This is a genomic window from Streptomyces sp. NPDC059009 (assembly GCF_042740175.1).
In the GTDB taxonomy this organism is placed as follows: Bacteria; Actinomycetota; Actinomycetes; order Streptomycetales; family Streptomycetaceae; genus Streptomyces.
The window spans coordinates 41,750-56,179 of sequence record NZ_JBHYJB010000023.1 but is presented as its reverse complement, the minus strand read 5'-3'; the positions used below and the strand labels follow the sequence as shown (position 1 = coordinate 56,179).

10 protein-coding genes and 1 riboswitch are annotated in these 14,430 nt (G+C 72.7%); all 10 genes read right to left on the bottom strand.

Going from position 1 to position 14,430, the window contains the following annotated elements:
* Positions 1 to 379: 379 nt before the first annotated feature.
* Positions 380 to 1,321 carry an exopolyphosphatase gene (locus ACFWYM_RS22975; protein WP_384840161.1) on the bottom strand — a complete coding sequence of 314 codons (942 nt, stop codon included), beginning with the start codon at positions 1,319 to 1,321 and terminating at the stop codon, positions 380 to 382.
* Positions 1,322 to 1,413: 92 nt separating this feature from the next.
* Complete coding sequence (locus ACFWYM_RS22970; protein WP_384840158.1) at positions 1,414 to 1,938, bottom strand: DUF501 domain-containing protein; 525 nt, start codon at positions 1,936 to 1,938, stop codon at positions 1,414 to 1,416.
* Positions 1,939 to 2,011: 73 nt separating this feature from the next.
* The gene (locus tag ACFWYM_RS22965) at positions 2,012 to 2,491 is read right to left on the bottom strand and encodes a septum formation initiator family protein (RefSeq protein ID WP_384840155.1); all 480 of its coding nucleotides are present in this window, start codon (positions 2,489 to 2,491) and stop codon (positions 2,012 to 2,014) included.
* Between the two features lie 98 nt (positions 2,492 to 2,589).
* Positions 2,590 to 3,876: a phosphopyruvate hydratase gene (eno, locus tag ACFWYM_RS22960; RefSeq protein ID WP_384840152.1), complete on the bottom strand. Its 1,287-nt coding sequence runs from the start codon at positions 3,874 to 3,876 to the stop codon at positions 2,590 to 2,592.
* A gap of 347 nt (positions 3,877 to 4,223) precedes the next feature.
* Entirely contained in the window at positions 4,224 to 4,958 is a 735-nt protein-coding gene (locus tag ACFWYM_RS22955; RefSeq protein ID WP_384840149.1) for a transglycosylase family protein, read from the bottom strand.
* 5 nt (positions 4,959 to 4,963) lie between these two features.
* Positions 4,964 to 5,156: riboswitch (cyclic di-AMP (ydaO/yuaA leader) on the bottom strand.
* 193 nt (positions 5,157 to 5,349) lie between these two features.
* Entirely contained in the window at positions 5,350 to 6,426 is a 1,077-nt protein-coding gene (locus ACFWYM_RS22950; RefSeq protein ID WP_384840147.1) for a transglycosylase family protein, read from the bottom strand.
* A 145-nt stretch (positions 6,427 to 6,571) separates the two neighbouring features.
* A complete protein-coding gene (locus ACFWYM_RS22945; protein WP_384840366.1) occupies positions 6,572 to 7,843 on the bottom strand; it encodes a cytochrome P450 in 1,272 nt (423 codons plus the stop codon).
* Between the two features lie 62 nt (positions 7,844 to 7,905).
* Positions 7,906 to 10,224, bottom strand: a complete 2,319-nt coding sequence (locus ACFWYM_RS22940) for a tetratricopeptide repeat protein (protein WP_384840144.1) — start codon at positions 10,222 to 10,224, stop codon at positions 7,906 to 7,908.
* Between the two features lie 33 nt (positions 10,225 to 10,257).
* Positions 10,258 to 12,231, bottom strand: coding sequence for a tetratricopeptide repeat protein (locus ACFWYM_RS22935; RefSeq protein WP_384840141.1), 1,974 nt, complete (start codon positions 12,229 to 12,231; stop codon positions 10,258 to 10,260).
* 50 nt (positions 12,232 to 12,281) lie between these two features.
* Positions 12,282 to 14,417 carry a hypothetical protein gene (locus ACFWYM_RS22930; protein WP_384840138.1) on the bottom strand — a complete coding sequence of 712 codons (2,136 nt, stop codon included), beginning with the start codon at positions 14,415 to 14,417 and terminating at the stop codon, positions 12,282 to 12,284.
* Between the last annotated feature and the right edge of the window lie 13 nt (positions 14,418 to 14,430).

Genomic DNA, 14,430 nt, shown 5'->3' with positions numbered 1-14,430 from the left:
GTCGCTCGTGCGCCCCTTCACAAGCATGGGTGGGGGCTCTGCTACACTTCGCCGCCCACGTGACGGAGGTCATGGCGGCGTGAGGGAACCACGGTGTAACGCGAGTCGTTGTCCACCCCTTGTGAGCTGCCCCTCTTGGCTCCCGTACGGAGTGGACCACTGCCCGGTTCATACGTCGGCAACACCCCCGCAACGGGGCGCGGATGCGGACCCCGGGGGCCCTGCGACCACATTCGGGGGCCCTAAGGCCCTGAACTTCGCCCAACGGGGCCGATTTCCTTGTGAAGAACTTCACGAAGGTTTCCGACAGGACGTCGTCAGACCCGCGCCGGGGGGCCTTTCGGCCCCCCGGCGAGCGCTCAGACGGTGCCTGACCTGCTCAGGCGATCGACCAGCCGATGCCGTCGAGGATGTCGTGCTCCGACACCACGACCTCGCGCGCACCGGTCCGCTCCATGATCGCGAGCAGCACCAGGGCGCCCGCGGCGATGACGTCCACCCGGCCCGGGTGCATCACCGGGATCGCGGCCCGCTCGGCGTGCGTGGAGCCCGCGAGACGGTCCGCGATCTCGCGCACCGACTCGTACGGGATCCGGGAGTGGTGGATCGCCGCCGAGTCGTACTCCTGGAGCCCGAGCGCGATCCCCGCGACCGTCGTGACCGACCCGGCGAGGCCGACCAGGGTGCGGGCCTCGCGCAGCGGCACGGACTGCTCGGCGAGGTCGAGGGCAGCCTCGACGTCGGCGCGGATCGCGTCGAGCTGCGCGGCGGTCGGCGGGTCCGTGACGGCGCCGTCGACCGTGAGGTGGCGCTCGGTCATGCGGACACAGCCGACGTCCACGGAACGGGCCGCCCGTACGGTGTCGTCGCCCACCACGCACTCGGTCGAGCCGCCGCCGATGTCCACGACCAGGTAGGGCTTGGCGAGATCGTCCCTCCCCTTGAGCTCCTTCGTCGCGCCCGTGAAGGAGAACTCCGCCTCCTGGTCGCCGCTGATCACCTCCGGCTCCACGCCGAGGATGTCCAGGACGCCGCGGACGAAGTCGTCGCGGTTCTCGGCGTCGCGGGAGGCCGAGGTCGCCACGAAGCGGACCTTCTCCGCGCCGTGCTCCTTGATGACCGCGGCGTACTCGCGGCAGGCCGCGAAGGTGCGCTCCAGCGCCTCCGGGGCGAGGCGGCCGGTTTTGTCCACGCCCTGTCCCAGGCGGACGATCGTCATCCGCCGGTCCAGGTCGACGAGTTCCCCCGTGTCCGGGTCAGCGTCTGCCACGAGCAGCCTGATCGAGTTCGTTCCGCAGTCAATCGCCGCGACGCGGGTCACTGTGAGTTCTCCTCGCTGTTATCGGCCCCCTGCGACGGGGGTTGTGCCCACCCGTTCCGCCGTGCGGAACGCCTGCCCACAACGGAAACGGCCTACTCTCCGGCCTCGGAGGTCACGCAGGCGCCCTTGCGCCACCACTCCGGGAGCATCGCGATGGCCTCGTCGCCCAGCGGGTTCACGCCCGGGCCCGCGGCCAGCGAGTGGCCCACCAGGACGTGCAGGCACTTCACCCGGTCCGGCATGCCGCCCGCGCTGGGGAAGCCCTCGAGGACCTCGATGGCGTCGCGGCGCGCGATGTAGTCCTCGTGCGCGGCGCGGTACTTCGCGGCCAGCTCGGGGTCCGTCTTGAGCCGCTCCGACATCTCCTTCATGACGCCGTTGGCCTCGAGCGTGCCGATCGCGGAGGCCGCGCGCGGGCACGTCAGGTAGTACGTCGTCGGGAACGGCGTGCCGTCCGGGAGACGCGGCGCCGTCTCCACGACGTCCGGCTGACCGCAGGGGCAGCGGTGCGCGATGGCCCGCAGACCGCGCGGCGGGCGGCCGAGCTGCTCCTTGAATGCCTCGACGTCGGCGTCGGTGGGCTCGGTGCGCGGGGTGCTGGGCGGCGGGGTGTCCATGCCTGTCTTTCGCCTGTCTGCTGTTCTGGGGTGAGCGGGGGGGAAGCGAGGGTGAGCGGGGTGAGCGGGGTGGTCACTCGTCGTCGGTGCGGTCGGCCTTGTCCACGCCGTCCCACACGTTCGAGTACCAGGGGCGGTCCGACGAGCCCTGCTCGGCGCGCGACGGCTTCGCCGCGTCGGGGTCGATCACGATGAAGCCGGTCTCCCCCGGGCGCACGTAGTGCAGCCGCTCCCGGATGCGCTGCTCCGCGTACGCGTCGTCCTGCCAGCGGGCCTTCTCGTCGCGGAGCCGCTCCACGGCCGCGCGGCGGGCGGCCTGCTCGCGGCGCTGCTCCGCGATGTCGGCGCGCTGCGAGACGTACTGCCTCATCGGGTAGGCGAGGGCGACGACCAGGGAGCAGACCACCAGGACGAGGAGCGCGGCGCGGCCGGTGAGCCGGGAGCGGCGGGCCTGGCGCTTGGTCTGGGAGCGGTAGACGCGGGCCGCGGTCTGCTCGCCGAGCACCCGCAGCCGCGCCGCGGTGGAGAACCGGTCCCGGTCCTTCACGGCCATGTCTCCCGCCTCCCCTGTACGTGCGGACGTCCCCGCACACGGTACGGGACCGAGTACGGGGACGTACGTACGACGGGCTAGCGCGTAGCCCCGGGGGATCAGCCCTTGAAGCGCGGGAAGGCGCTGCGGCCGGCGTAGACCGCGGCGTCGTCGAGGATCTCCTCGATGCGCAGGAGCTGGTTGTACTTGGCGACGCGCTCGGAGCGGGCCGGGGCGCCGGTCTTGATCTGGCCGCAGTTGGTGGCGACGGCCAGGTCGGCGATGGTGACGTCCTCGGTCTCGCCGGAGCGGTGGGACATCATGCACTTGAAGCCGTTGCGCTGGGCCATCTCGACGGCGTCCAGCGTCTCGGTCAGCGAGCCGATCTGGTTGACCTTGACGAGCAGGGCGTTGGCCGAGTTCTCCTCGATGCCGCGGGCCAGGCGCTCCGGGTTGGTGACGAACAGGTCGTCGCCGACCAGCTGGACCTTCTCGCCCAGCTTCTCGGTGATGACGTTCCAGCCGGCCCAGTCGTCCTCGAACAGCGGGTCCTCGATGGAGACGAGCGGGTACGCGGAGACGAGCTCCTCGTAGTACTCGGTCATCTCGGCGGCCGAGCGGGACTTGCCCTCGAACTCGTACTTGCCGTCCTTGTAGAACTCGGACGCGGCGACGTCGAGCGCCAGGGCGATCTGCTCGCCGGGGACGTAGCCGGCCTGCTTGATGGCCTCGAGGATGAGGTCGAGCGCGGCGCGGTTGGAGTCCAGGTTCGGGGCGAAGCCGCCCTCGTCGCCGAGGCCGGTGGACAGACCCTTGTCCTTCAGGACCTTCTTGAGGGTGTGGTAGACCTCGGTGCCCCAGCGCAGGGCCTCGGAGAAGGACTCCGCGCCGATCGGGGCGATCATGAACTCCTGGATGTCGACGTTCGAGTCGGCGTGCGACCCGCCGTTCAGGATGTTCATCATCGGGACGGGCAGCAGGTGCGCGTTCGGGCCACCGAGGTAGCGGAACAGCGGCAGGTCGGACGCCTCGGAGGCGGCGTGCGCGACGGCGAGCGAGACGCCGAGGATGGCGTTGGCGCCGAGCGAGCCCTTGTTGTCGGTGGCGTCCAGGTCGAACATGGCCTGGTCGATCAGGCGCTGCTCGGTGGCGTCGTAGCCGACGAGCTCCGGGCCGATCTGCTCGATGACGGCGAGGACGGCCTTCTCGACACCCTTGCCCTGGTAGCGGTTGGGGTCACCGTCACGGAGCTCGATGGCCTCGAAGGCACCGGTGGAGGCGCCGGACGGGACAGCAGCACGACCCGTGCTGCCGTCGTCGAGGCCGACCTCGACCTCGACCGTGGGGTTGCCTCGGGAGTCCAGGATTTCCCGGGCTACGACGACGTCGATGGACGGCACGAGCATCTCCTTCTGGGATGTGACGCGAGTACGCGCGGTACGCGGGGTCGCTTTGGCCCTGCGTCTCCTGAGCCTAACGGGCTCCGGAGCTTCGGCCAGCCGACCGCCCGCCTCCTGGGACGAACAGGGGCCCAAATACCTTGGAATCAGGGCGTAAGCCCATCTTCTCTACTCGCTAGTAGCGAACAAGGGGGCCGGGCCGGGGGTCGGACGGGTGCCCGGACATGCCCCCGCCCCGGTGCGTACGGGGGATACGCGCACCGGGGCGGGGAGCCCGTGGGGACGGGGGTGCCCTGCGGCAGGTCAGGGCGGGAGGGCCGCCTCAGCTCACTGAGGTGCGGCTCGCCTCAGCCTCAGCTGAGGTGCAGCTGCTGGCCCGGGTAGATGAAGTCGGCGTCGTCGATGATGTCGCCGTTGAGCTTGTAGACCTTCTGCCAGCCGCCCTTGACGTGGTGCGACTCGGCGATCTTGGAGAGCGTGTCGCCCTTCTTGACCTTGTACTCGCCGTCGCCCTTCTTGACCGTCTTGCCGGTCGGGGTCTCGACGGTCTTCTTCGAGTCGGACTTCGGGGCGGTCTGCTGCGGCTGGGCCTGCGGCTTCTGCTGCTGCTGCGGGGCCTGCTCGGTGCGCTCGGCCTGCGGCTGCGGCTTCGGCTTCGGCTTCGGGGCCTGCTGCTGCGGCTGCTGCTGCTCGGTGGAGCCGCCACCGCTGTACGAGGCGTTGGAGAGGCCGACGCCACAGCTCGGCCAGGCACCCTTGCCCTGGCCCGCGAGGACCTTCTCGCCGATCTCGATCTGCTGGGCCTTGGACGCCTTGTCGGCGGTGGGCGCGTACTTGGTGCCGCCGTAGGCGGACCAGGTCGACGGCGAGAACTGCAGGCCGCCCTGGTAGCCGTTGCCGGTGTTGATGGACCAGTTGCCGCCGGACTCGCACTGGGCGACGGCGTCCCACTCGGAGCCGGTGGCGGCGGAGGCGGAGCCGGCCGCCATCAGCGGGGCGGCGGCGGCGACGCCGGTGACACCGGCGAGCGTGACGACGCGGGTGGCCTTGGACGGACGACGGTGCTTGCCCTTGCTGGAACGCAGCATGAGTTAGATCCCCTCACCGACGCCTGCGAGGTGAGCTGTCGGGTTCGGGCCAGTGAGTGCCCGGCCGCGCTTCCTTGAGCGCGACTTAACCCCTAGCCGTTCCCAACCCCGTCCGGCGGCTCATGTGTTGAGCCACCGTCCGGGTGGGCCCGGCGCAAACCTTGGGTCCCCCGCTCCTGCCTACGGCGCTTGACGCGACGACTGTTCCCGTCCGGCGGTTGGCAGGATTCGGCGTACCGACCGGCGGGGCCCGCAGTGGCGAGCGGTGATGACCGTAGGCACGCGATCCCCGGAATTTCAAAGACGATCAGGGCTTCTGAGACCCATCTCTCACTCGCGCCAAACCGGACATTTACGAATAAGGAGGCCGGGTGCCTACCGTCAACTTCCCTTACTTTTCGCCCAGATCGAGGCGCTGACCGGGAAGGATGAGGTCCGGGTCGGCTCCGACGGCCTTCTTGTTGCCGTCGTAGAGGGCGGGCCATCCGCCGTGCACGTCAAGGTCGTCGGCGATCGCCGAGAGGCTGTCCCCAGGGCGGACCGTGTAGGTGCCGTCGGCCGCGTCCTTGTCGCGCGACTGCCCGCGGGAGGCGTGGCGCCCCGAGCGGTCCTTGGCGCCGTCGTGGGCCCCCTCGTCGGCGTGCCCGCCGCGGTGGCGGCCGCCGCTGGAGGGCGTGGAGTCGGACGGGGCGGGCGCGGGGCCGGCCTCGTCGTCGCCGGGGGAAGTGGGCCCGTCCTGGCCGGACTTGTCCGGGTCCTCGCTGCCCTCGCCGCCCTCGCTCCCGGAGGGCTTGGACGGGGACGGCTCGGCCCCGTCGTCCGCGGGCTCGGAGGCACCGTCGGAGGGCTCGGCGGAACCCTCGGAGGGCTTCGAGGCGTCGTCGGACGGCTTGGACGTCTCGTCCGTGTTGCCCGGCTCGTCGTGATTCTTGTCTCCGGCGGAGTCACCACCGCCGGGCGTGTCGCCACCGTCGCTGCCGCTGTCACTGCCGCCGGGGGTCTCCGACGAGGGGTCGGACGGGGCGTCAGACGGGTCCGAGGAGTCGGTGGGCACCGGAGTGGGAGCGCCCGGGTCGACGTCCGGGGCGGTGCCGTCCTGAGTGAGTCCGGCCACCGCGGAGCAGCTCGGCCAGGCGTCGGGGCCCTGGTCCTTCAGCACCTTCTCGCCGACGGCGATCTGCTGGGAGCGGCTGGCCTGGTCGGCGCTCGGCGCGTAGTCGAGACCGCCGTAGTTCTCCCAGACCTCCTGCGAGAACTGCAGCCCGCCGTAATAGCCGTTGCCCTCGTTGGCGCTCCAGGAGGCACCGCTCTCGCACTCCGCGAGCCGGTCCCAGGTCGCGGCGTCCGCGGCGCTCGCACTGGTGGCGCCGAGCAGCGGGATGGCGATGGCAGATCCGGCGACCCCCGCCGCGACGACGAGAGCAGGGGCCTGACGGGGGCGACGGTGACGACCGTTCCCGGAGAGCATGCGCGTGCCTTTCCGTGGCTGCCGCGGCGGAGGACGCCACGGTCGCGGGTGGTGCCGCGATGACTGGTGAACGTAGCGGGACTCGAACGCTTGTCACAAGTCGATGCAGCGGAGATCACGTGAAAGTCACAGCCCTGACGGAACGTCAGCTTCCGTCGCTTCCGGCCGAGTTCTCCGGGGGCGTGAACTCCACCGGCAGCGTGCGCAGTCCGCGCATGATGAGCCCGCCGCGCCAGCGCAAATCGGCAGGTTCCGCCGCGAGCCGCAGGTCGGGCAGGCGCGTGAGGAGGGTGGCGAGCGCCCGCTGCCCCTCCAGCCGGGCGAGGGGCGCGCCGAGGCAGTAGTGGATGCCGTGCCCGTACCCCAGGTGCTGGTTGTCGGCGCGCGCGAGGTCGAGGGTGTCGGGCCCCTCGAAGCGCTCCGGGTCCCGGTCGGCGGCGGCGAGCACGACGAGGACGGGGTCGCCGACGGCGATGTCCTGGCCGCCGATGGTGAGCGGCTCGGTGGCGAACCGCCAGGTCGCCAGCTCCACCGGGCCGTCGTAGCGCAGGAGTTCCTCGATGCCGGTCTCCAGGAGGCCGACATCGCCTTCCCTCAGGGCGAGTTGGAGCCGCTCGCGCTGTTCTGGGTGCGTCAGCAGAGCGTACGTGCCGTTGCCGATGAGGTTGATGGTCGTCTCGAAACCGGCAAACAGGAGGATGAAGGCCATCGCCGCGGCCTCGTTCTCCGTGAGGTGCTCGCCGTGGTCGGAGGCCCGGATGAGGCCGGAGATCAGGTCGTCGCCCGGCTCGTCGCGCTTGCGGTGGATGAGCTCGACGAGGTAGTTCCGGATCTTCTTCACGGAGCGGGCGACGCCGCCGCGCGGGCCCTTGCCGTGGCGGATCATCATGCCCGCCCAGTCCCGCAGGTCGTCCTGGTCCTCGCGCGGGACACCGAGCAGGTCGCAGATCGCGTAGATGGGGAGCGGGAAGGCGAAGTCGTGGATGAGGTCGGCCTCGCCCTCCGCCGCGAACCGGTCGATGAGCTGGTCGGTCAACTCCTGCACGCGCGGCGCGAATTCGGCCACGCGGCGCGGGGTGAACGCCTTCGAGACGAGGCGGCGCAGCCGGGTGTGGTCCGGTGGGTCGATGTTGAGCAGGTGCGTCATCAGCTCGGCCTTGCGCTCCCCCGGGATGCCGGTCTTGCCCTTGGCGTGCGAGGGCTCGGCGTGGTGGTCCGGGTTCTTGGAGAGCCGCTGGTCGGCGAGGGCCTGCCGGGCGTCCGCGTACCGGGTGACCAGCCATGCCTCGACGCCGCTGGGGAGGGTCGCCTTGTGTACGGGGGTGTGGGTGCGGAGCCAGGCGTAGGCGGGGTAGGGGTTGGTGGCGAATTCCCAGGTGAAGAGTTCCGGCGTGGGGCCCGGTGTGGCGTTCGGCACGGTGGGGGTCTCGGGCGTCGCGGGGGTCGCGGGGGTCTCAGGCGTCGGGGTAGAGCTGTCGGTCACTTCTTGACGGTATCCGGAGCGGGGGGCGGCTCGAACGCGCCGGTTTCCTTGCCTGCCTGGTAGTGGCCGCGGATGGCGGCCCGCTTGAGCCATGCCTTACGGATCTTGGGGTCCTTCGCGAGGCGGCTGATCCGGTAGGCGGCTTCGGGGTCACCGCCTGCGTCTCCCTTCTTGTAGAGGGCGTGTGCGGCCTTCATGTCGCCTCGGCCCTCCTTCAGGACGCCGAGAGCGGTTGCCGCCTGCGCGTGACCGGCGTCGGCAGCGCGAGTGAAGAGCTGCTCGACCTCGGCGGGGTCGTGGCCCGGCGTGGTGGAGAGGAGCACGCCGAGGCTGTGGGCGGCGATGGTGTCCCGTGCCTCGGCCGCGTGGCGGTACCAGGCTTCGGCCTCGTCGGAACGGCCCTGGTCCCGGAGGAGTCCGGCGATGCGCAGGGCGGCGTCGGCGCTGCCGCCCTGCCAGGCCCTGAGATAGTGCCGCATCGCCTCGGCTTCCCGGCCCGGCGTACCGGCCATGAGATCGCCGACGGCCACCGCTTGGACAGGCCGGCCCACGACGGCTTTCGTGAGGCGCCCTTCGGCCAGGGCGAGGGCGAGGTGGCGGCGGGTGAGCTCGCCGATGGCCCAGACGGCACCGTTCGCGGCGGCACGCTCCAGGTAGGGGAGGGCCTCGTCCGTCCTGCCCTGGTCCAAGAGTCGATCGGCAAGCCTGGCGACCGCGCCCGCATGGCCTCCGTCCGCGGCCGCGCGCAGCCACTCATCGCTCTCATCTCCGGAGGTGAACTCCATGCTCAGTGCGTACGCGTCGTCCACGTCACCGGCCGCCGCGCGAGAACGCAGCACTGGGACCAGTCCATCGATGACCGCACGCTCCTCCGGGGAGTCAGGCTTGGTCGCGTCGTACACCTCCCACTGCAGGTCGTCCGTGACCGGCCTCCCCACCCTCAACTCCCCCGCCACCAGCGCCCCGTGCGCCCGCCACGTCCCCGGCTCCTCCCCCGGCAGCAGAAACCCGGCGTACCCGCACCGCTCCGTCGCCGCCCACTCCGTCGTCTCGCCCGGCGCCCCGAGGGCCACCAGCAGTTTCAGCGGCACCGCCGCCGCGTACCCGCACCGCGCCACGTCCAGCGCCGCCCGTACGACCGCGACGCCCGCCGGGTCGGCGTCCCGGGCGCTGAGGCGCTGCCACTCCTCGTGCAGGAGGTGGCCGAGGGCCAGGTGGGCCGGTGGGCCCGCGTTCTCGGACCACAGGTACGCCTCGTACGAGCGTGGGTCCTCGGTGTGCTCGGCCAGGCGGGCGAGCTCCGCCTCGGTCCACCGCCCCGGCAGTTCGACGGTCCGCGCATGCGCGATGGCGCGGTCGCCGGGACGGGAGCCGGTCCTGCGCTCGTAGTAGGTGTCGGGGTCCATCGTGGCGAGGATGCGCACGCCGAGCACCTTGAACCGCTCCAACAGACTTGGTTCCAGGCCCCGTTCACCGAGGTGTCCCTCGATGTCGTCGAGCCACAGGACGTACTGCCCCGGGTTCTCCTTGACCGGACCGAGCAGTGCCCGGAGGTCGGCGCCGCGCTCGGGGGCGTAGACCTGGTGGCCGTCCAGGGCGCGCAGGGCGTTCCAGGCCGTGTACGACGTGCCGGAGCAGGGCTTGCCGAGGAGCAGGACGAGGCCGCCGCCGTCGAGGGCGGCGGCGAGCTCGGGGTCGATGTCACGGGCGGCGTAGGGCGGGATGTCCGGGAGGCCGGGGACCCGGCGGGTGGGGCGGACGCCGATCTCGGCGGGGCCGAGCTCCTGGGCGGGGCGCCAGTCGGGGGTGCGGGCGCCGCTGCCCCGGGAGTCGTAGATGTGCTGGGCGCCGATGACCGAGCCGTGGAAGGTGCCCTTGCTGAAGTCGACGTGGTCGCGGGAGACCTGCGGTGCCGGTCGTTCGTGGACCGTGAGCGAGGTGACCGTGCCCGCCTGCACGATGGTCTCGGCGCGGCCGCCCGGCACGCTGTTGCACACCTGCGGGCTGTCGTCCGCCAGGGGCTCGAACTCCTCGGCCACATCGCGGAGTTCCTCGGCGGCGCCCGGGTTGTCGGCGAGCAGCCCGAGCAGTTGCGCACGCCACTCGGCCTGCGCGTCGTCCTCGTGTCCCCCGTCCCGGTCCCCGGCGAGCAGCTCCGCCCGGGCCGCGTCGAGCCGCACGGCCTCCGCCGCCGCCCGCCGCCCGTACAGACCGGCGACGCGGTCCCGTACGGTCGGCCACGCCTCCGTCGCCATGGCCTGCACGAGCGCGGAGCTCACGGCGGCCACGAGCGTGGTGATCTCCGACTCCGACACGACACGGCCCCCAACGCCTCAACTCGCCCTCGGTCAACGGTACTGAGCCCCGGGGTCCGCCACGGGAGAGTCGGGCGGCACCAGCGGCCCCTTGAGGCGGGCCGCCGCCTCCGCGTTGCCGTGGGACTCCGCGCGGCGCAGGTAGTGGACGGCGCGCTCCTGGAGGAGGCGGCCGAGGAGGGGCAGCACCTCCCGCTTCCCCGCCTCGGCGGCCGACTCCAGGTAGGGGATCGCGTCCGCTCCGGCGCCGCGCCTGGCGAGGAGGTTCCCCAGCTGGACACAGGAGTCGATGTGGCCGCGGTCGGCCGCCTTGCGGTGCCAGGTCTCCGCCTCCTCCGTGTCGCCCGCGTCCTCCGCGAAGAACCCGAGCATGCACTGCGCCTGGGCCTCGCCGCCCTCCGCGCGCGGCAGGAAGGCGGCCCGGTACCCCGCGGTCACGGCCGGGAGAGCGGCGAACCCGTGCTTCTTCGAGCCCAGGACCGCACGGACCCACACCACGTCGAGGAGCGGCGGCAGTTCCCCGGAGCGGGCGCCGTCCGCGACGAGGGAGCCGTACGCCCGGTACGTGTCGTCCGCGCTCCCGGGCACGAGGAGCCCGGTCACGCCGTGCCGGGGTGCCGTGGCCCAGGCGAGGGCGTCCGCCGGCGTCTGCTGCCCGGCGCCGGCGGCCACCTGCTCCTTGTACTCCGCGTACCGGCCCTGGATGTCGAGCAGGAGCTCCAGCGGGATGTCGTCCTCGATCCCGCACCGCGCCAGGTCGATCGCGGCCCGCACCAGGAGATGGCCGCGCAGGTGCGTACTGCCCCCGCGGCCCGCGTGCCGCCACTCCTCCCACAACTCCGGTGCCACGGAGAGGAATTCGGTGACCCCGGTGCCGCCGTGGCGGTTCCGGGCCGCCGCCAGGCGCGGGTCGCCGGCGGCACGGTCCGCGAGCCGGCCGAGCTCCGGTGCGCTCCAGTCGCAGCCGAGGTGGACGGTGCGGGCGCCGGCGAGGACGCGCTGGGAGCCGGCGCCGCCGAAGCGGTGGCGCGCGTACGCCTCGTCGCGCATCGTCGCGAGGACGAGCGCCCGCTCCTGGGTGAGCTGGGCGAGCAGCCCCGCCGTGAGCCCGTGCTCGCCGAGGTGCCCTTCCAGGTCGTCGAGCCAGACGATGTAGTGGCCCGTGCCGCCGCGCAGCCGGGCGGGGAGGTCGCGCAGGTCCGTGCCGGGGTCGGGGCGGTGGATGCGGGTGCCGGGGCCGGTCGCGGGGTGGAGCGCCGCCCAGGCCGCCGTCATCGTCTTGCCGGACAGCGGCTCGCCGATGACCACGACGAGGCCGCCCTCGCGCAGGCCGTGCGCCACCAGGGCGCCGAGGGTGTCGTCGCAGTCCCGGGGCACGTACGGCGGCAGGGCGGGCTCGTCCCCGAAGCGGCTCGTGGGACGGACGCCGAAGGAGAGGCGCCGCAGTTCGTCCACGCGGGGCCAGCCGTCGGCGGAGTGGGTGCCGCCCGGCTGGGGGCCGTGGTCGTTGCCGTAGTTGTTCTGGACGCCGATGACGGGGCCGGTGCCCTTGAACTCGCTGCCGCTGAAGTCGATCTGGTGGCCCTCGACCGGTGGCAGGTGGACGCTGAGGTCCTCGACGGTGTGCGCCTGGACGACGGTGCCGTGGAAGACACCGCCGGAGAGGGTGTTGGTGACCTCGGCGGTCTGCGAGCTCCGGTCCGCCGGGGGCTCGAACTCCTCGATGATGCGCCGCAGTTCGGCGGCGGCCCGCGGGTTCTGGGCGAGGAGCAAGCGCAGCTCGCCGGTCAGCTCGCCCTCGGCGTCGCCGCGTGCGGGGGTGCCGTCCGGGGCGAGGAGCGCCTCCCGGGACCCGTCGAGCAATCGCGCTTCCGCTTCCCGCAGTTCCGGGTTCCGCCCGAAGAGCTCCACCACTCGGTCGCGCAGGGCCGCCCACGCGTCCGTGGCCGCCGCCTGCACCAGCGCCGAGCTCCCCGCAGCCGCCAGCGCCGCCAACTCCGCGTCCATCGATCACCCATCCCCAGCGTCAACTCGCCCTGGGCCAAAGGTACTAAGGGTCAGGGCGCCGCCGAGGCGTCATCGGGCGGCACGAGGGGGCCTTTGAGGCGGGCGGCCGCTTCGGCGTCGCCGTCGGACTCGGCGCGGCGGAGGTAGTGGACGGCCCGGTTGCGGTGGAGCAGCCCGAGGAGGGTCAGGACGCCGGGCTCGCCCGCCTCGGCCGCCGCCTCCAGGTGCGGGATCGCTTCCGCTTCGGCGCCGCGCCGGGCGAGGAGTCGTCCCAGGGAGGCGGCGGCCTTGGTGTGGCCGAGGCAGGCGGCCTCGGCGTACCTGCCCTCGGCGGTCTCCGTGTCCCCCGCGCACTCGGCCAGGGCGCCGAGCCAGTCCAGGGCGAAGGCGTCGCCCGTCGCCGCACGCGGCACGAGCATCTGCTGGAACGAGGTCACGAAGTCGGCCAGCTCACGCGGGTCGTGGACGTCGAGCTCCTCGTGGACGCGGACCCAGAAGCCGTCCGGCACGGGGCCCGTCTCGGCGGGTGCGCGGGCCGCGTCCGCGATCAGGGATCCGCAGGCCCGCCAGGTGTCGTCCCACTCGCCGGGCACGAGGAGTCCGGGCCCGCCGTGCCGGGGTGCGGTGGCCCAGGCGAGCGCCGCGTCGAAGCCCGTGCCACCGCCGTACGCCCGGTACTGCTCGTGTTCCTCGTACGCCTCGCAGACGACCTTCAGGAGTTCCCGGTCCACGCCCCGGGGCAGCCCGCAGCGGGCCAGGTCGATCGCGGCGCGGACCAGGAGGTGGCCGAGGGGGTTGCCGCTCGCGCGGCGGGCGCGGCGCCACTCGTCCCACAACTCCGGTCCGAGGGCCAGGAATTCGGGAACGCTGCGGTCGCCGCGCCAGCGGACGGCGTCCACGAGGCGCGCATCGTCCGCCTCGGCGAGGCGTGCCAGCTCGGCCTCGCTCCACCGGCCCGGGACCTCCGTCTTCCGGGCCGCGCTCAGGACCCGGGAGGCCGGGCGGCCACCGAAGCGGTGCATGTCGTACGTCTCGTCGCGCATGGTCGCGAGGACGAGGACGCCGTCGCTGGTGAGCTGAGCCAGGAGCCCGGCGGTGCGGCCCTGTTCGTCGAGGTGCGCCGCGAGGTCGTCGAGCCACACCACGTGCGTCTTCGTGCGGTCGCGGCCGCGGAGCTGGGCGGGGAGGTCGTGCAGGTCGGTGCCGGGCTGGGCGACGAAGACGCGGGCGTCCTTGGCCACGCCCGCCCGCAGCGCCGCCCAGGCCGTCGACGTCTTGCCGGACATGGGCTCACCCGTGGCGACGACGAGGCCGCCGTGGACGGTGGCCTCCCGCACGAGGTCGGCCAGTTCGCCGTCGCAGTCCCGCGCGATGTAGGGCGGGAGTCCGGGGGTGTCGGCGGACCTGCGGGCGGGGTGGATGCCGAGGGCGAGGCGGCGGAGCTGGGTGCGGGTGGGCCAACTGTCGGCCGTCGCCGGGGTGTTGGGGTCCGGCTGAGTGCCGTAGTTGTTCTGGACGCCGATGACGGGGCCCTTGAAGTCACCACTGCTGAAGTCGACGTGGTCGCCCTGGGCGTGGACCGGGTGGACGGTGACCTCGCCGACGGCACCCGACGGGATCACCGGGCCCGCGAAGGTGCCGCCGTCGATCGTGTTGCGTACGGCGGAGGGCTGCTGGGGATCGGCCGCCTTCTCCCGGGTCCGCCGGGCCCGCCGGGCCGGCCGGGGATCAGTCGTCTTCTCCCGGGTCCGCCGGGAGTCAGCCGCCTTCTCCTGGGGCGGGAGGCCACGCCCGCAGACCTCGCACAGTGCGTTGACCGGCCAGTTGAGGGCGCCGCATCCGGGACAGGGCACCACTGTGGCTCCGGACTCCGGACGTGGTCCGAACTCGCCCACGATCGAGCGCAGCTTCTCCGCGCTGCGGGCGTTGCGCGCCAGACCGACGGAGAGTTCCCGCTCCCAGTTCTTGCGGAGCCGGAGCAGCAATTCCCCGCCCGCCGGGGCCCCCAGCGCCTCTCTCCGGCTCAGGTCCAGGTTGGCCTCGTACCCCGACGCCACGCCCGCCTGCCGGAAGAACTCCGTGAACTCATACCTCGCCCGCGCCCACTTGGAGGGGTGCGCTCTGCTCAGCTGGCGCACCAGGACCTGCGCCCCCGCCTCCGCCAGCACCTCCAACTCCCGCTCCACGCAAGCCCCCTGC

What these genes read in the sequence shown, in the direction of transcription:
- ACFWYM_RS22965 (WP_384840155.1), bottom strand. Translation starts at nt 2,491, where the DNA reads ATGGCCGTGAAGGACCGGGACCGGTTCTCCACCGCGGCGCGGCTGCGG.
- ACFWYM_RS22935 (WP_384840141.1), bottom strand. Translation starts at nt 12,231, where the DNA reads ATGGACGCGGAGTTGGCGGCGCTGGCGGCTGCGGGGAGCTCGGCGCTG.
- ACFWYM_RS22955 (WP_384840149.1), bottom strand. Translation starts at nt 4,958, where the DNA reads ATGCTGCGTTCCAGCAAGGGCAAGCACCGTCGTCCGTCCAAGGCCACC.
- eno (WP_384840152.1), bottom strand. Translation starts at nt 3,876, where the DNA reads ATGCTCGTGCCGTCCATCGACGTCGTCGTAGCCCGGGAAATCCTGGAC.
- ACFWYM_RS22970 (WP_384840158.1), bottom strand. Translation starts at nt 1,938, where the DNA reads ATGGACACCCCGCCGCCCAGCACCCCGCGCACCGAGCCCACCGACGCC.
- ACFWYM_RS22950 (WP_384840147.1), bottom strand. Translation starts at nt 6,426, where the DNA reads ATGCTCTCCGGGAACGGTCGTCACCGTCGCCCCCGTCAGGCCCCTGCT.